This window comes from Yaniella soli, assembly GCF_054782375.1.
In genome coordinates this window covers 16,873-34,560 of sequence record NZ_BAAGSP010000007.1, presented here as the reverse complement: position 1 = coordinate 34,560, position 17,688 = coordinate 16,873, and the positions used below count along the sequence as shown (strand labels likewise).

The window sequence follows — 17,688 nt, the reverse complement described above, 5'->3', positions numbered from 1 at the left end:
TGGAGAGCATGGATATGTTGCCCGACCTTGGACGGTTGCCCCTTGCTCGCGACGATGTAGACCGTGGCACCGAGCTACGTGATGACCCACATTGGCTTGCAAAACTTTGGGACGAACCCGGTACGCGAGTACTGTGGCTCCACGGTCGCACCGCACCGGTCTGGGCTGGCGAATTAGTGCTGACGGCACCGTCGGGACAGTTGCCGCACGACGCCATCTATTTGGGTCGTTCAGCGCATCACACACCAGAACACAGCCAGTTCGTTGACCCGGCGGAAGAACACGTCGAGATCATCCTGCTGATCGCCGACCCGACGATGGAGGCCCCGCGGCTCGAAGACCCCCAAGTCGGTGGGGTAGTCGTTGAGGATCCTGCGGGGATCGATTGGCTTGGGGTTTCTGATATCGCCCCTGGACTCAATGACCGCGACGTGGGCATCTTTGTTTCGGGTGTCGCGATCGCGAACTGGCACAACGTCAACAAGTACTGTCCACGCTGTGGGACCAAAACTCAGATGCAAACCTCTGGCTGGGTCCAGGTGTGTCCAAACGACGGTTCAGAGCATTTCCCACGCACCGACCCGGCCGTGATCATGTTGATCACCGACCCAGATGATCGTGCATTGCTGGGCAATAATAAGGCATGGGGAGACAAACGATATTCGACCCTGGCAGGCTTCGTGGAACCCGGCGAATCGCTTGAAGCCGCGGTCAAACGTGAAGTCTATGAAGAATCCCGCGTCGTCGTTGACGGGGTCAAGTACATGGGATCGCAACCCTGGCCCTTCCCACAATCGCTTATGCTGGGTTACCTGGGCCAAACTGCACACCCTGAAGAGGCTGATGCGGATCAAGAAGAGATTGCCGAGGTCCGGTGGTTCACCCGCCAGGAACTTCGTGAAGAAGTTGAACAAGGCAGGATGTTCATTCCCGGAGCGTCCTCAATTGCTCACCACCTCATCCGCCACTGGTACGGTGGGCCCCTCCCGCAACCAAGAACCTTAGAGAATTAGATTGCAAAATCCCGAAGACATCCTGGCCGGCCTGGATACCGAACAACGCCAAGCGGCCACAGCACTCCACGGACCAGTTCGGATTTTGGCTGGTGCCGGCACCGGAAAAACTCGAGCGATTACACACCGCATTGCCTATGGTGTGGCGACCGGAGTCTACAACCCGTATAACGTGTTGGCCGTGACCTTCACGGCTCGAGCGGCCGCTGAAATGCGCTCACGACTGCGCGATCTGGGCGCACACGGTGTCCAAGCTAAGACCTTCCACGCTGCGGCACTGAGTCAACTGCAATACTTTTGGCAGCAGGCCGTCGGTGGAGATATGCCACGACTGGTCGACTATAAAACCCATCTGATCGTAGAGGCAGCTCAACGGTTGCGTATGAGCACCGACAAGGCCACGATCCGAGATCTCGCCGGGGAAATCGAGTGGGCAAAATTCAATATGCTCACTCCACAGACCTACCAACAACAAGCCACACATCGGTCCATGCCAGCGAGCTGGGACCTCATCGCCGTCACTCGGTTATTCCAGGCCTACGAGGATCTCAAATCGGATCGCGGGCTTATTGATTTCGAAGATGTCTTACTCATCATGGTTGGCATCCTCGAATCCGAACCCCGCATCGCTGCCACGGTACGGAATCAGTACCGTGTCTTTTTGGTCGATGAATTTCAGGATGTTTCCCCGCTGCAGTACCGTCTGTTGAGCGGATGGTTGGGCGATCGTGACGACTTGTGCGTGGTCGGTGACACCTCCCAGACAATTTACGCATTTACCGGGGCGACAGCCGACTATCTATTGGATTTTGGCCAAAAGTTCCCCGATGCAACACAAATCGACCTCATTCGCGACTATCGTTCGACGCCACAAATCGTGGGCCTAGCCAACCGTTTGTTGCAAGAACGCACCAAAGTTGACCGGCCAGGTTTGCCTCGCTGGCCCCAACCTCTTGAACTCGTGTCGCAGCGTGAGGCCGGACCCGACCCGATATTTGCCGAATGTAGCCACGAGCAGGCAGAAGCCGAGTGGGTGACCGGTCAAATCAAACAGCTCTTAGCAGCTGGTCACAAAGGTGCCGATATGGCCATCCTGTTTCGCACCAATGCCCAGTCGGCGGCATTCGAACAGACACTGAGCGATGCCGGAGTGTCATACCAGGTGCGGGGTGCAGAACGCTTTTTTAATCGTCGTGAAGTTCGTGACGGCATTTTGCAATTGCGGGCCGCTGCCAAGTCGGCTGACGCTGTGGTCGGCGCAGAAGTGATCAGCCGCGTTAAAGATGTCCTGGCGTCGCTTGGCTATACACCGCAAGCGCCGCAGCAATCTGGTGCGGTCCGGGAACGGTGGGAATCTCTGAACGCCATCGTCAACTTGGCCGAAGATTTGGTTGCCTCCAGAGGTCAACAGGTCACACTGGATGTTGTGGTGGCAGAACTTGATGAACGGGCTTCTCATCAACACGCCCCCGTGATGGAAGGCGTCACGCTGGCATCTATTCACTCCGCGAAGGGGCTGGAATGGGACAGCGTATTTTTGGTTGGTCTGACCGAAGGGCTGATGCCTATCAGTTTTGCCACCGAAGATAAGAACGTGGATGAAGAACGTCGACTGTTTTACGTGGGTATCACCCGTGCTAAAACCCGCGTGTTTTTATCCTGGTCGCTAGCGCGGTCAGCAGGCGGCAGAGCGAACCGGAAACCGTCTCGATTTTTGCAGGCCATCCGGAGCACCACCACACACGCCGCCTCGGAATCCACACCACGAACCAAGCGGACCCTCAAAGCCAAAGTCTCCAAATGTCGAACCTGTGGTGCAGTGTTGACCACCGGTGCCGAACGGAAAATTGGACGCTGTGAAGACTGCCCGCCAACCTACGACCCCGAACTCTTCGACAGACTTGTCTCCTGGCGCAAAGAGATCTCTACGGCCGATAAGGTTCCAGCGTTCGTAGTGTTCACGGATGCCACACTGGTTGCGATTGCTGAAAAAATGCCCGCGGATTTCAAACAATTGCGCCAGTTACCCGGTGTTGGACCGAAAAAACTTGAACGCTATGGTGAAGACGTACTGGCCATCTTGAGCTCTTGAACGACCCCGCAACAGCCCGGTCGTGGATCCACCTCAAACGTTTGGACCCACCCATTGGCTAGATTGACTCGGGTGATCGTGTCCAAATTCATGCCGGGAACCGTACCGTGTTTGGTAATGGGCACTTGGTGACGCAGCTGCTGGGAATCGACCATCGTCAACACATCGGTGGCAATGAGTCCCGCAACCAAATGCGCGCCCGCAACCGTTTCGATGCCACCGGTGTTGTCTCGTAGGGCAGCCACCCGTTGTGCCCGATACCCATCGGACTCGGTTACGGCTGTTTCTAAGCACATGGGACAGGCGTGTGCTTGATGTACGACCCACGGGCCGATGTCGATTTCATCATCACGAATCACGACCGGTAAGTACGGTTGTTTTTCGTTCTGGGCTTCCTTGATGGTCGTGGCGTCCAGCCCGCCCAAGGTGATGTGGACAGTAGCTAAGGTGCTCAGGGCAGGCTGTTTGAGCCAACCGGCAGGAAAAATATGTGGCCGACGATTGGACGGGTTCAGCGCCGCAGCGACCGCCAGCGACCGCACTTCGCCGATATCCTCGGAGCGCAGCCCCGTGCCTGTATCTACGGTGGTGACCCTTGAGGAGTCCCAAACATTCACATGACCGATGCCGGACTCCACCAGGATTTTCGTCAGTGCCGCGCCGGTCCGACCAAGACCAAAAATCTGTAGGGCAGCCCTGTGACGTTGTATTTCAAATTGTTCTTGATCATGAGGTGTCAGGCCGTGGAGTCTGCCACGGTCGAAAGTTGGGGTGACACAGCGTAGTCGTGCCAAGCTTCCGCGGTGTTCCTGATCTGTACTCACCACGAAATGATCTTGCGCAGGCGTCGAAACCAAGAGCGGTGAAAGTTTGGCCATGATCAGTTCAAAGTCGATCTCGGAGACTTTCGACTCCTGCGCAATGTGACGTTCGTGGCCATCAGCGATGCCGTCACGCAGATGTTGCAAGAATTTTCTCACGTGCGTACTGACGCCGCTCAGCTCAAGCGCCCGGTAGCCAGACCCTATTTGAACATGGGTGGGGGAGAGACGTGTATACGATAGTCCCGGATTGATTTGCATGGCGACTCCTCTTCGGTTCAAGGTGTTACCATGATGGTCTACCGTGGCATGGCACGTCACGTGTTTTCCACAACGGGGATACGGTAGACGTGTTCTCCACAGTTCTGCGGGGCGCTCGTGTACGCGAGTTGCTTGTGGGTCAGTATGAAGGACATGCACAACATTTCAACTCTTGAACGTGAACACATTGAACAACTCTCGGGCGGCAGAATCGCCTCGGTTGTGGAGATTGACGGCGAACCCGTCAGACTGATCGCCTCGGCGCGCAGAAAGAAAACGATTTCGGCTGCGTTTCGTGAAGGCATGGTCGAACTGTCGGTGCCCCTATTGATGCGGGATGAAGACATCGTGGTCTCAGCACGCAGTTTGATTGCCAAGGTCAAATCACGGCGCCAAGCGGCCGAACGGCTTCCATCGAATCCTGAACTGTATGCTCGCGCGCTGCACCTTGCCCGCGTCTGGCTCGACAATGAGGTTCAACCTACATCGGTGGTGTGGACAGACCGTCAGAGAAAAACGTGGGGGACGTGTAAGCCAACGACCGGAGAGATCCGTATTTCCACCATGTTGCAGGGAATGCCCCAGTGGGTGGTCGATAGCGTCGTCATCCATGAACTCGCACATTTGAAATATGCTGACCACGGTCAGGAGTTCCAGGACTTTACACGGCGCTATCCACGCACCGCAGAAGCAGATGCCTTCCTATTGGGTGTGGTATTCGCTCAGCAACGTGACCAGGACGAACCCTTCCCGGAAGCAGTCGACTAATTGTCTTCTTCGAATCCACCTTCGAGTAGCTTCTTGAGATCATCATCAAGACTGGCGGACTGCTCGTCAGCGGTCTCACGGCGCTTGACGTAGCCTTCTGGATCGTCCAAGTCTTCGGCGGTGGGTAAACGAAGCTGCGACTCCCAGATCGCATCTCGGTATTCCATACCTTCGGACTCATGAATGGTGGCCCACAGCTGCGTTGCATCGTGTAGCCGACGTGGCCGCAAATCGAGACCGACAAGAGAGCCAAAAGCATGCTCGGCTGGTCCGCCAGAGGCCCGACGACGGTTGATCATTTCGCGCAGTGCAGTTGCAGACTCTAACGGTTTGGACGCTTCGGTGACTACAACGTCAACCCATCCCTCAATGAGTGCCAAGAGGGTTTCGAGTTGCTCGATAGCCGCTTTTTGGGCGCCTTCAGGCTCCGGAATAAACATGGAACCTGAGAACATTTGATTCATCGACTCTGGGTCGGTTGGGTCCAAGTTTTGAACCGCGTCTTCGATGGCAGAGACGTCAATATTGATACCGGCGGCATACTGCTGGACCATGGCGGTCAGGTCGCGCGCCAACCACGGTGAATTGGCGAACAGCCGCATACGGGCCGCTTCACGAAGCGCCAGGTAAATACGAACCTGCTCGGGGGCCACCGAGAGTCCGTCCCCGAACTCTTCGATATTGACTGGCAGCAGGGCCATCCGTTGCCCGGCAATTGGAAAACCGGTATCAGTGCCCGATAAGACTTCTTGCGCCAGCTCACCGATGGCTTGCCCTAACTGGAGCCCAAACATGGAGCCACCAAGATTTTTCATCATCGGTTGCATATTGCCGAACGCGCCCTGAAGTTCTTCTGGCATTTGGCCCGGCAACTGTTCGGTGATCGCGCGAGTCAGCGCTTCGGATAATGAGGTGGCGACAGGGTCTGTCATCTCACGCCAATTGTTCATGGTCGCTTCTACCCATTCAGCACGGGACCATGCCACAACGGGTACGTTGGCGGCTTCGAGCGTGGTGGCCTGATCAAGCCAGGAGTCTGCCAGGCGTACGGCGTCATCAACTTCCGTGGAAGCAAAGGAACCGACTGAAGGATCCTGACCGGCAACCGACTGACGCGCAGTCTGTTTGGCAAGGTCCCACTTCACCGGTTCATCATCATCCGAGCCCTGCATCATCGATTGGAACTGTCCCATAATGTTCTGAATCATTTGAGGATCCATCATTGAAGGGTCAAATGGCATTCCGGACGCACCGAACTGGTTCATTGCGCGCTGTATTTCTTCCGGATCCGGGGCATCGCCACCGAACATTCTCCGGAACATTTCTGACATTGGATCGTGGTCGTCGCCGTTTGTTGGACCTTGGTTACTCATAATGCTCCACGTTACTGTAGGGGACGGGTGAACAATAGCCTTTATTAGCTTTGCGCTGAGTGAATCTACCGGGCTGCTTCTTCACGTTTTCCTTGACGTTCATTGATGGTTTCTGCGGTGCTTTCAGTCATCCGATAAAGCACCGGAACAATGACCAATGTGATGAGTGTGGAGGCGATCAAACCACCGATGACAGCTATCGACATGGGTGCCGAAACGAAACTGGACTGACCCGCCAGGCCAAGCGCTGGCGGGATCATCGCACCGATGGTAGCTGCCGCCGTCATGATGATCGGACGTACACGGTTTTGAGCGCCTGCGATGATCGCCTGGTCCAAGCTCGCGTCACGTCGTCGGTATTGGTTGATGAGATCCATGAGCACAATGGAGTTCGTGACCACGATACCGATTAGCATCAACATGCCCACAAGCGTGGTCGCACCTAACGGTGTCCCGGTCAGCAGCAGCGCCCAGATCATTCCGGTGGCGCCGAAGGGAATAGCCACCAGCAAGATTAGCGGTTGGATCAATGACTTCAACAACCAGACGAGGATGACATAGATCAACAGGATGGCCGCCACCATCGCCAGTGCTAACTGTTCAAAGGTCGTATCGATCTCCTCGGCGACACCGGCCATTTCGGTTTGGACCCCTTCTGGAAGGCTCGTGTCGTTGATGGCCTGTGTCAGGGCCGTCGTGGTCGCGCCGACGTTATCTGTATTTTGTGGTGTCACCGCGATGGTCACGGTACGAATCGAATCAATGGTCGTCACCGAGGGGGCAATATTGACCCGGTTGACCTCGGCGATATCCGTCAGCGGGATACCAAAGAGCTCAAGCTGTTCAATATCTTCGACCGTTTCGACCGCTGATGCCGAGTCCATGTGCACATTGAGTTCGGTGTCATCAATGGTCACCTCAGCAATCGGGAAGTCGGTGGTGTGGGATGCGATCATGCCCATCGCTTCAGAAACGGTCATACCGTACTGTGCTATCTCCTCTTCCAGCGGCACGATTTCTAGTGAGGGTTGTTCGGCTTCGAAATCTGACTCGACGCGTGCTACCTCGTCAAGGTCTGCAAACGCCTCCGTGAGTGTATCGTTCGCCTCGCCCAGATTGTTTCCATCGAGCGCGTCCAGCTGGACATCGATCGTTTCAGAACCCATCATGCCGCCACCTGCTTCGAGTCGGAACTCTCCGATATCGGGGTGTTCTTCGAAATAGGCATCGAGTGTGGACTGAATGTTGGCCTCAGCTTCGGGTTGGTCTGCACCCGGATCTGTGATGAGCGTGAACGAGGCTTGCTCGGGCCCACCACCCATCATCGCTTGGCCACCAATATCGGCTTGCACTGTATCGACCTGCTCGACTTCGGCTAATTCCTCTTCAATGCCGCGCGATAGCTCCGAAGTGCGTTGTAATGACGATCCCTGGGGTGCCGTGTACGTCACCATGTGCATGTTCATGCCGGTGTCACCCAGCAGGTTGACTTTTAACGCCGGCACGAGCGCCAACGAACCAGCAAAAACAGCCAGTGCGAGGACCGCGGTGGTCCATCGCGTGCCACGAGACTTGATAGTCCACGCGATAATCGGGCGATAGAGCTTGGCCATCCAGTTGGTCGTGACCCGAATATCGGTGTCGGGCATGGTGGCAGACCGATCACCACGGATGCGCTGATTTCGCATGAACCAGTACGCCAACACCGGTACCACGGTTAAAGCCACGAGCGTCGATCCGACCATGGCTAGCACGACGGTCAGCGCAAACGGACGGAAGAGCTCCCCGGCCATTCCTTCGACTAGAAGGATCGGAACAAACACCATCACGGTCACGATGGTTGACGAAATAACGGCCGATGATACCTCACCCGTGGCGCGGGTAATCGTCTTGACCTTCTTCTCACCCGGCGGAGCCTGCCTGAGGTGTCGCATGATGTTCTCGATGACCACGATGGAGTCATCCACCATGCGTCCGATGGTGATCATCAAACCGGCAAGCGACATCATGTTGACCGTGGTACCGGTCGCTAACATCCCGACGAAGGCGAATAACACCGCCAACGGGATGGTAATACCGGTGATAATGGTGGGGCGAATCGACAGGAGGAACACGAAAATCACCAGCACCGCGAGTAGAAGACCCCATAAGCCTTCATTTGCTAACCCCGCGATGGCGTCTTCAATAAATTCAGCCTGGTCAAAGACGACTGTGAATTCAGTACCGCCTCCCATTTGTTCTGCTGCGTCGTTCATTTCGGCAAGCGCCTGTTCAGACAACTCAACGAAATTCGCATCATTGGACGGCATGATCATCAAGGTGATGGCGTCATTGCCATTGGTGCGCGAGACCGTTTCGGCGTCGGCTTCTGTTCGTTCAACCTCGGCCACATCCGACAGCGGGATCGGGGTACCATCTTCGACGGGGATCAGTGTCGAGCCGAGATCATCGACTTCATCAAATGCTTGGCCTATAGAAATGTCGAGGGCTTCGCCATCATCGGTCACACTGCCACCCGGAGATACCACTCCCGCATCCTCTAAGGCATCGACGATGGCGGAACGGTCTAATCCGTTTTCGGAGAGGGCATCGTCATCGGGGTTCAACCGGACGATCTCATCTTGTGCACCAAACAGCTGTACTTGAGAAATCCCCGAGATCTTTTCGATATCGGAGCGGGCTGACTGGTCAAAGCGCTGGTTGAGGTCCCCCGGTGACAATTCGGAACTCATCGTCACGACGATCGCGGGAATGTCTGCTGCACCGCCCGAGAGGGTCGTGGTGGTCGTGCCCTCGGGAAGTTGTTCGTCAAGCGAATTCAGCAGTGTATCGGTCTGTGAAGCGGCACGAAAAACATCCGAACCGTATTCCATCTCCAACATAATCATCGAGAAATTGGAACCCGAATTCGACGACGTGGAGGTGACATTGTCGACCGCGGTGAGTTGCCGTTCGATCGGCTCGGCTACCTGGTCGGCCATCTGTTCGGACGAGGCCCCGGGGTTCGTAGCTGTGACTGCAACTGTCGGTAACTCAACGGGAGGGATCAACTCACGCCGTAGCATGTTAAGGGAAATAAGCCCCAGTACCATGATGACGATGGTGACCAAGGCGATGAAAGCACGATTCTTCATGCTGAGTTTAACGAGCCAGTCCACTGCGGTCCTTTGAGATGAAAGAGGATGCCAGAATTCTTGACTCAACTTACCCTAATTAGGGTGTGAAAACTCAATCAGAACGCAGCAAACGAAAGCGATATATGAACATACAGACAAAACTTCGGCCACGGGCCAAACGAGCAGGCGTATCCCTGCTCATTCTGCTGTTCATCACGCTTTTTCTCCCCAGCCCGTATACCATCCAGTCGCCGGGCCCGACGTTTGACACCTTGGAGCAAGTCGACATCGAGGGGGTCACTCACGACATGGTGGAGATTGATGGTGCCCAGACCTACCCCACCGAAGGACGGTTGGACCTCACGACGATTTCTGTCTCTGGTCCACCCACTTCATCATCATTACCCCTCGAAGTGCTGTATCACGCGATCCAGCCATACCCGGCGATTACACCGGCGGAATTGCTCTATCCGCCCGAAACCACCGGCGATGAAGTGCGCAGCCAAAACGCAGAAGCCATGGTTGATTCTCAGTCCTGGGCAGTGGCAGCCGCACTGGAACATCTCGATATCGACTACATGCAACGGTTATTCGCGCTGGATTTCACAGACGGATCGACTGCTGCTGGGACCCTGGAACCCGATGACGAAATCCTCAGCGTCAACGGCACCGAAATTACCGGGCATGGCCAATTGGTCAACACCATCCAAGAGGCAGGCGGCGAACCGGTGGATATGACGATTCGCAGGGACGGCTCCGAGGAGACCTACACGATTCCTGTGGCGCAGGCTGAGGACGGAAGCTATCAGCTCGGAGTGCTGTTAGATTCTGAATTTGAGTTTCCCATTGACGTCGAGATTTATCTTCAGGACGTGGGTGGCCCATCAGCAGGTCTCATTTTCACACTCGCGATGATTGACCGTATGACGGAGGAATCGATTACGGATGGCCGCCACATTGCAGGTACCGGAACGATTGATCCCGATGGAACCGTCGGACCAATTGGGGGCATCCAGCAAAAAGTTTCGGCCGCCGCGCAAGAAGGCGCTGACATCTTCTTGGCCCCTGAAATGAACTGCCAGGAAATCACGCATGTGCCAGATGACATGACTGTTTATAGTGTCGATACACTGGACTCGGCATTAGATATTTTGGCTGCGCCCGCAGGTGAAAATAATTTTCCCACCTGTTCATGAGCTGTCAGTTCGCTAGAATTTCACTGATTGTACATAAAAATGAGTCGGGCACAGCCCGCAGATAGGGAACTACTGTGAGTTTCGGACAAGGATTCGGCGGCGTTTTTGGTCGCCCGGATGACTCCTCCGGTGGCTCTGACGACTCCGGCGGGTCTTCCCGCGGGTTTGGTTTTTCGTCAGGCAGCGGAGGCTCAGGGGACGATGATAGAGGCAACACGGGCGGCACGGGTATGCGCCGTCCGGGGGCACTACTGCTCACACTGATTATTCTCGGTGTGCTGGTTGCCCTCTTCGTGTTGTTCGCTATGGTCTACACCGAGGTGTTGTGGTTCAACCAATTGGGGTATGAACAAGTGTTCTGGACCGAACACATCACCAGGGCAATATTATTTGTTGTCGCCGGTGTCGTCATGGCCGCAATCAGCTGGTTGGCGCTGCATCTGGCCTATAAGTATCGACCCAAGAACCTCGCGGGTCAGTTGCGCCGCAACGTCGAACAATACCAAAAACAACTTGAACCAATCCGCCGCCTGGTCTTTATTGGTGCGCCAATTCTGATCGGGTTCTTTGCCGGTACCGCTGCGATGAATGGTTGGGAACAGGTTCTGCTGTTCTTTAACCAAGTGCCATACGGTCAACAAGATCCAGAGTTTGGTTTGGACTTGACCTTCTACATGGCGACCCTGCCATTCTTGAACACCATTGCGTCCTTCTTGGTCTCGGTCGTGCTCGTAGCAGGTATCGCCGGCCTCGTCGTGCACTACCTCTATGGTGGTATTCGGATTGAAGAAGGCTCGGGCATCACCGTCGAACGGGCAGCGCGTTTCCACATTCTGGTGTTTGCTGGCGTGTATATGCTGCTTCAGGCGGGACGATACTGGCTCAACCGGTACGAAACATTGCAAGATCAGTCCGGCAACTGGGCCGGGGCCATGTACACCGACGTCAACGCCGTCATCCCGACTTCGACGATCCTGGCCATTGCCGCCATCATCGTCATCGGACTGTTCATTGCGACCATGGTCACTGGACGCTGGCGCTTGTCGATCATCGGTGTGGCGGGCTTTCTGGTTGCCGCACTGATTGCCGGTGCGATCTACCCGTTTTTGATCCAGGAATACCGCGTATCGCCTTCTGAAGAGACCATGGAAGCGCCATATATTGAGCGCAACATTGCGTACACTCGCGACGGCTACGATATCGCGGATGTGGACTACACCGATTACGCGGGTGAAACTGAAGCACAAGAAGGTGCGCTTGCCGGCGATGCCGAGACCACGGCAAATGTCCGGTTGATGGATCCGAATCTGCTCAGCGAGACTTTCGGTCAGCTGCAGCAGTTCCGCCCGTACTACTCGTTCCCGGACATCTTGCACATTGACCGCTATAACATCGACGGGGAAGTACACGACACCGTGCTTGCAGCACGTGAGGTCTCGCCTCCCGGTGATGACTCATGGGTCAACCAGCACACCATTTACACGCACGGTTATGGCGTTGTTGCCGCAGACGCCGCCGAGGTTGGTGCCGGTGGACGTCCATCGTTTTTGCTGTCGGGTATCCCAACCTCGGGTGAACTCGCCACCGAAGAAGAATACGAACCCCGCATTTACTTCGGTCTGAACTCGCCTGAGTACTCCATCGTAGGTAAAGAAGAAGGTCAACCGGATCGTGAACGGGACCGTCCAGCGGAACAAGGTTCCGAGGAGGAAGACACCGCCTACACCTTCACCGGCGATGGCGGCCCGAGCATCGGAAACTTCTTCAACCAGCTGGCCTATGCCATCAAGTTTGGTTCGACAGAAATCTTATTATCGCAGAACGTGGACTCAAATTCGCAGATCATGTTTGACCGTACGCCGGTTGAGCGCGTGCAAAAAGTGGCACCATACCTAGAAGTTGATCCCAATACGTACCCGGCCATCGTGGATGGTCGAGTCGAGTGGATCGTGGAAGGCTATACCACTTCGGATGCGTTCCCGTACTCGGATCAGAGCCAATTGGAATCTGCGACCGCAGGTACGACTGACGTTGATCAAAGCCTGACGCTGACTGGGCAGATCAACTACATTCGCAACTCGGTCAAAGCCACGGTTGATGCCTATGACGGTTCCGTCAACCTTTACGCTTGGGACCCAGAGGACCCGCTGCTACAGGCTTGGTCGGGCGTCTACGGTGATACCATCCAGCCGTACTCTGAAATGTCAGCTGAGCTCATGGAACACGTCCGGTACCCAGAAGACATGTTCAATGTACAACGTGAAAAGTTGACCCGTTACCATGTCAGTGACCCAGGGGACTTCTACCAGGCCAACGACGAGTGGTCCGTTCCGGATGATCCAACTGCGGCAGCGGAATCGAATACGCCTATCCCACCGTTTTACATGACGATGCAGATGCCGGGGCAGGATCCAGCATTCCAGCTAACCACTCCGTTTATTCCGCAAACACGTGAAGGTGAGACCACGCGTAACGTGCTCTACGGATTCTTGGGAGCCAACGGTAATGCTGGAACGGGCGAAGACGGCGTGAAGGCCGACACATACGGTCACCTTCAGATGCTGGAACTGCCACGCCAGACCACAACACCTGGTCCTGGACAAGCGCAGAACAACTTCAACTCTGATGACACTGTTTCGCAAGAACTGAACCTGCTGCGTCAGGGCGCTTCGGATGTGATCAACGGCAACATGATCACCTTGCCCGTGGCCGAGGGCGTCATGTATGTCCAGCCGGTCTATGTTCGTTCGACCGGTGAAACCTCATACCCAGTCCTGCAGAAGGTACTGGTCGCATTCGGTAATGAAGTCGGATTCGCTGACACCTTTGCTGAGGCCCTTGATCAGGTCTTTGAAGGTGATGCCGGCGCTGAAACACCAGTTGAAATGCAAGATGAGGGTGAAGCCCCAACCGAAAGCGACGATCCGCAGACCGAAGATCCAGCCGAAGGCGACGAGCAGCAGGCAGAGCCACCAATGGCCGATGCTCCATCTGACCAGCTGGATCAGGCTCTCCAAGACGCACGTGATGCTATGAGCCGCTCTGAGGAAGCCATGGCTGACGGTGACTGGGCAGCTTACGGTGAGGCACAAGCTGATCTGCAAGCAGCCTTGGAAGAAGCCATCGAACTCGACGATGGTGAGGCCCCAGCGTCGGATAATGGTGACACTGATAACACAGACGCCGAAAACGGCTCTGACTAAGGGATATAGGGAATCCTTCGGTTTGCATTCCATTTCCGCGGTGTGTAGAGTGTAACTACACGCCGCGGGGTGGAGCAGTTCGGTAGCTCGTCGGGCTCATAACCCGAAGGCCGCAGGTTCAAATCCTGCCCCCGCAACGAATACGAGAAGGCCCCCGACAATGTCGGGGGTCTTTTCGTCTCTGGAACAGTGTGGATTATCCTGCACCCAGTTGCTTCGACATGCGACCATTGGTAGGTCCAGATATTTTTAGGGAAACACTCAGTTACCATTCGGAATTCATCCCGGAGACGCCCAGATAGCTGTACCAAAATAGTCCTGACACGAAAGGACGGATACGGATAATGAACGACAACTGGTCAGAACAACCCGAGCGTGAGCCTTCGGGCGATGCGCACGAGCAGCCAACGCAACACCTCATGGATGCCCCGCCTCCACCACCTCCGTCACAGGCATCCTATGGCCAGCAGTCCGTTCCTGTGCAGGAAAAGAAGCCCAAACGTATCAACTGGCCGGTTTTAGGGTCCTCGGTCGTGCTTGCAGCCCTCCTCGGTGGCGGAGCTGGTGGCCTGGCAGTCAACTACTTTGGCAACAATGGGGCATCTGCGGGCGCGGAAATAGAGCAGTCCCCACAATTGAATCGCACTGACGACGTCACCCCAACCACCGAGGCTGCCGCTGTAGCCTCACCGTCAGTTGTCACATTGTCAGTGGGTGGAGATCAAGCCCAAGGCTCCGGGTCCGGTGTGGTCCTGGACGAACAGGGGCACATTCTCACCAATAACCACGTGGTGACCCTTGGTGGTCAGTCCGCGGCAGCCAACGTGATGGTTCAAACTTCCGACGGCCAGGTACATGAGGCAGAAGTTGTTGGCCTGGATCCCATGTCTGATTTGGCAGTCATCAAAATTGAAGCAGAGAATCTCACCCCCATTGAAATGGGGTCGACGGAAGATCTGAACGTTGGCGACCAAGCGGTAGCCATTGGCGCACCCATGGGGTTGTCCGGAACGGTAACGCAGGGCATCGTCTCTACCCTCGATCGAACAATTTCCGTGGCTTCCTCAGCGGTCCCAGAAGAACCTGAAACACCAGAAGAGGAGAGCCCCTTCGAATTTGGTCTGCCAGAGGACACCGAACCTCCTACCGGCCAAGGCCAAATTCATCTGAACGTTCTCCAGTCGGATGCCGCGATTAACCCGGGCAACTCAGGTGGCCCGCTCGTGGATCATGAGGGTCGGCTGATCGGGATCAATGTGGCTATTGCTACGCGAACCGAAGGCAATGTCGGCCTCGGCTTTGCTATCCCGGTCGACTATGCTCAGCGCGTTGCGCAAGAGTTGATTGAAAACGGTGAAGCAACCCACGGCATGCTGGGCGTGAGTATCGTGCCAGCAGGCGATCAGAATGTTTCCTCTGGTGCTCGAGTCCTTGAAGTTGTCGAAGATGGCCCCGCAGCAGGCGCCAATTTGGAGACAGACGATGTCATCGTCGGTATCGATGACAAGAGTGTGACTGATCCGGGCTCGTTGTCGGCCACGGTCAGTGAATATCCTGCAGATTCCGAAGTCGAGATGACCGTTGTTCGTGACGGCGAAGAATTTACTGAAACGCTGCAGTTAGGGAGCATGGAGTAGGACTAGACTTGGGCACGAAGGAGAGTGCATGCAACCTGTTTTTGCCCAAGACCTCGTCACGAGGTCGAATATTTCGCGTGCGTTAGTTATCGCCGCGCATCCTGATGATATTGACTTCGGGGCTGCAGCCACCGTCTCCGCACTCACGGCGGCCGGGGTAGACGTCAGTTACTGTTTGGTGACGTCGGGAGACGCCGGGGGTTTCGAACTGGATCATTCGCGCGAAGCGATGGTAGCCCGACGAGAACAGGAACAGCGTGATGCCGCTGGCGTTGTTGGTGTCAGCGAAGTACGGTATCTGAAATATCTTGACGGTTATGTTGAGCCCTCACACGATTTGATCAGCGAACTCGTGGCGGTAATGCGGCAGGTCCAACCCGATGTGGTGATTACCCAGCATCCGCAACGCAACTGGGACAGGCTCCAGGCGTCTCACCCGGATCACATTGCGGTTGGTGAAGCGACGGTGCGTGCAGTGTATCCGGCCGTGGAAAACCCGTTTGCTTATCCGAGCCTGGAACACTTGCCGGCCTTTCGAATTGGCCAATTGTGGATGATGGGCGCCCCCGCTGATCTGGTGAATCTGAGGGTTGATGTGACCGAGCACGTCGAACGAAAATTAGACGCCCTGCACAAACATAATTCGCAGCACCCGGACCCCCAGGCCATGGACGATAGGGTACGTTCCGCTGTCGAAGCGAACCACCCGGATGCCGAGCGTGCAGCAGAGGTTTTTCATTTGGTAGCAGTGAATGATGAGACCACGTTCGCCGGGTTTTAGTCCTCTAACGGCATCTCGACTACGGCACTACCGGATGGATTCTCGGAGCCCGTATCGGGTTCCACGGTGATCCAGAGGAGCTCGTAGGCGGTAACGCCACGGAACTGTACCTCATCGTTTTCGAGCTGCTCCTGGGTGTAGGTGTCGACAGAAACGACTGACCCGCCTGGCTCTTCGAATAACCAAACCTGGTAGATCTGATCGTCGTCGATCTCTGGGACATCCTCAAAGGTCAGGTACGCGACATCTTCCTGGTTTGAATAATGCCCGGTGACCGAGCCTTCGTCCATCTCGAGGGGTTCCGTCGTGACGGTATCGTCAGCGCCATCCACCGTGCTACGAATTCGCTGATCACCGGTGTTCAAGAAGATGAATGCAACGATCACCGCAACGATCAGTACAGCACCGACGACAATAAACATCGTCCGGCTGCGACGTTGTTGGACAGGGTCCTCTGCAACCTCGTATTCTTCAACACCCTCTATGAAGCCGATGCCGACGTTTTGCTCAGGGAGCTGATCCAGCACTGAGTCCAAGAGTTTTGCTGGTGGGTGTGCTGACACCCGCCGGTACGCCCAGGTCAGCATGCGCTGGAACAGAGCGTGCCGTGCGCGCAAATGTGTGGCTGTTGCGCGATCCTGGCGGTTCACCCACGCTTCCACAGCCACTGACTCGGCGTCATCAAGAGCCTGCAGTGCATTCAGGGTCGCGAGTTCAGTGCCCAGCCCGACGTGCAGATCGGACTCGACGTCATCCGAGAAGGCGGCAGTTTGCCCACCCGAAGATGAGAGGGATCCGGTGATGCGGGTCGTCAACAGTGGATCAGACTCCGGATTGGTGCGACCAGTAATTTCAGATAGGTAATGGCGAGTCAGCCGGATGGTGGCGTCTCGCAGGCGCGACTTCAACGTTGGTAGGGCGACATTGAGTTCCGCAGCGGCCTCGTCAATGGTGCGGCCTCCCAACCAGATGGTTGTCAGGGCTAATGCCTGGGCATCCGTGAGGGGCTGCAGTTCGGTCAGTCGACTGGCAATGGCTTGCATGCGCGGCACACCGCCGACGTCTTGGGCATCAGGACGATGGTAGCGGCCGGTTTGTTGTGCGATGGAATTGATCCATGCGACGACGGTACGATCCCGAGCTTGTTCATCGGCGTGGTCCACGTTGAAGTCGAATGTGAAATGCGGAGCCTGCCGCCACAGTGATGTGTAGGCATCGGTGGTGGCCTGAAGGGCATCGTCTTCAGTAGGAAAGAGCGCGGTGAGCATGCCGTAGACCTGCGGTGAGGTGACATCGTACAGCGCTGCGAATGCGGCGGTGTCATCTTCGCCGGCTAACTGCAAAAGCTGGGCTGGGCCCGGAGTTTGTGTTTCCATCACACCTAGCTTAGAAGCAGTTTGACCTCAGGAGCCTTTCGGCGCGCCCTA

Annotated in this window: 11 protein-coding genes and 1 tRNA gene; 8 read left to right on the top strand and 4 right to left on the bottom strand. The window is 55.9% G+C overall.

The genetic code is table 11. From position 1 onward, the window contains the following. Positions 1-8 precede the first annotated feature (8 nt). Together nudC and ACYVJT_RS05315 are read left to right on the top strand one after the other, a co-directional pair. Positions 9-1,013, top strand: coding sequence for an NAD(+) diphosphatase (nudC, locus tag ACYVJT_RS05320; RefSeq protein WP_343955808.1), 1,005 nt, complete (start codon positions 9-11; stop codon positions 1,011-1,013). 1 nt (position 1,014) lies between these two features. Beyond that, positions 1,015-3,105, top strand: a complete 2,091-nt coding sequence (locus ACYVJT_RS05315) for an ATP-dependent DNA helicase UvrD2 (RefSeq protein WP_343955809.1) — start codon at positions 1,015-1,017, stop codon at positions 3,103-3,105. On the opposite strand, the gene ACYVJT_RS05310 is transcribed toward ACYVJT_RS05315, so the two are convergent. Continuing rightward, positions 3,069-4,187 carry a hypothetical protein gene (locus tag ACYVJT_RS05310; protein WP_343955810.1) on the bottom strand — a complete coding sequence of 373 codons (1,119 nt, stop codon included), beginning with the start codon at positions 4,185-4,187 and terminating at the stop codon, positions 3,069-3,071. The two genes, ACYVJT_RS05315 and ACYVJT_RS05310, sit on opposite strands and share 37 nt — an antisense overlap. Before the next feature lie 153 nt (positions 4,188-4,340). Here ACYVJT_RS05310 and ACYVJT_RS05305 point away from each other — a divergent pair, with 153 nt between their 5' ends. Continuing rightward, positions 4,341-4,955 (top strand): M48 metallopeptidase family protein, encoded by a 615-nt coding sequence (locus tag ACYVJT_RS05305; protein ID WP_343955811.1) that lies wholly within the window; start codon positions 4,341-4,343, stop codon positions 4,953-4,955. Here ACYVJT_RS05305 and ACYVJT_RS05300 read toward each other — a convergent pair. After that, the gene (locus ACYVJT_RS05300; RefSeq protein WP_343955812.1) at positions 4,952-6,328 is read right to left on the bottom strand and encodes a zinc-dependent metalloprotease; all 1,377 of its coding nucleotides are present in this window, start codon (positions 6,326-6,328) and stop codon (positions 4,952-4,954) included. The genes ACYVJT_RS05305 and ACYVJT_RS05300 overlap by 4 nt on opposite strands. 65 nt (positions 6,329-6,393) lie before the next feature. Continuing rightward, the gene (locus ACYVJT_RS05295; protein WP_343955813.1) at positions 6,394-9,462 is read right to left on the bottom strand and encodes an efflux RND transporter permease subunit; all 3,069 of its coding nucleotides are present in this window, start codon (positions 9,460-9,462) and stop codon (positions 6,394-6,396) included. 125 nt (positions 9,463-9,587) lie between these two features. On the opposite strand from ACYVJT_RS05295, the gene ACYVJT_RS05290 reads away from it, so the two are divergent. The 5 genes from ACYVJT_RS05290 to ACYVJT_RS05270 all read left to right on the top strand — a co-directional run bounded on the left by ACYVJT_RS05290 (position 9,588) and on the right by ACYVJT_RS05270 (position 16,261). Continuing rightward, a complete protein-coding gene (locus tag ACYVJT_RS05290) occupies positions 9,588-10,640 on the top strand; it encodes a YlbL family protein (protein ID WP_343955814.1) in 1,053 nt (350 codons plus the stop codon). 74 nt (positions 10,641-10,714) lie between these two features. Next, the gene (locus ACYVJT_RS05285; RefSeq protein WP_343955815.1) at positions 10,715-13,843 is read left to right on the top strand and encodes a UPF0182 family membrane protein; all 3,129 of its coding nucleotides are present in this window, start codon (positions 10,715-10,717) and stop codon (positions 13,841-13,843) included. A gap of 63 nt (positions 13,844-13,906) precedes the next feature. Continuing rightward, a tRNA-Met gene (locus tag ACYVJT_RS05280) sits at positions 13,907-13,980 on the top strand. 207 nt (positions 13,981-14,187) lie between these two features. Further along, positions 14,188-15,480 (top strand): S1C family serine protease, encoded by a 1,293-nt coding sequence (locus ACYVJT_RS05275; RefSeq protein WP_343955816.1) that lies wholly within the window; start codon positions 14,188-14,190, stop codon positions 15,478-15,480. Between the two features lie 28 nt (positions 15,481-15,508). Beyond that, a complete protein-coding gene (locus ACYVJT_RS05270; protein ID WP_343955817.1) occupies positions 15,509-16,261 on the top strand; it encodes a PIG-L deacetylase family protein in 753 nt (250 codons plus the stop codon). Here ACYVJT_RS05270 and ACYVJT_RS05265 read toward each other — a convergent pair. Next, positions 16,258-17,637, bottom strand: coding sequence for an anti-sigma factor domain-containing protein (locus ACYVJT_RS05265; RefSeq protein ID WP_343955818.1), 1,380 nt, complete (start codon positions 17,635-17,637; stop codon positions 16,258-16,260). The two genes, ACYVJT_RS05270 and ACYVJT_RS05265, sit on opposite strands and share 4 nt — an antisense overlap. Positions 17,638-17,688 lie beyond the last annotated feature (51 nt).

Excerpts from the sequence above, each read along its gene's own strand:
- ACYVJT_RS05305 (WP_343955811.1), top strand. The coding sequence starts at position 4,341 with ATGCACAACATTTCAACTCTTGAACGTGAACACATTGAACAACTCTCG.
- ACYVJT_RS05295 (WP_343955813.1), bottom strand. The coding sequence starts at position 9,462 with ATGAAGAATCGTGCTTTCATCGCCTTGGTCACCATCGTCATCATGGTA.
- ACYVJT_RS05300 (WP_343955812.1), bottom strand. The coding sequence starts at position 6,328 with ATGAGTAACCAAGGTCCAACAAACGGCGACGACCACGATCCAATGTCA.
- ACYVJT_RS05275 (WP_343955816.1), top strand. The coding sequence starts at position 14,188 with ATGAACGACAACTGGTCAGAACAACCCGAGCGTGAGCCTTCGGGCGAT.
- ACYVJT_RS05290 (WP_343955814.1), top strand. The coding sequence starts at position 9,588 with ATGAACATACAGACAAAACTTCGGCCACGGGCCAAACGAGCAGGCGTA.
- ACYVJT_RS05265 (WP_343955818.1), bottom strand. The coding sequence starts at position 17,637 with ATGGAAACACAAACTCCGGGCCCAGCCCAGCTTTTGCAGTTAGCCGGC.
- nudC (WP_343955808.1), top strand. The coding sequence starts at position 9 with ATGGATATGTTGCCCGACCTTGGACGGTTGCCCCTTGCTCGCGACGAT.
- ACYVJT_RS05270 (WP_343955817.1), top strand. The coding sequence starts at position 15,509 with ATGCAACCTGTTTTTGCCCAAGACCTCGTCACGAGGTCGAATATTTCG.
- ACYVJT_RS05310 (WP_343955810.1), bottom strand. The coding sequence starts at position 4,187 with ATGCAAATCAATCCGGGACTATCGTATACACGTCTCTCCCCCACCCAT.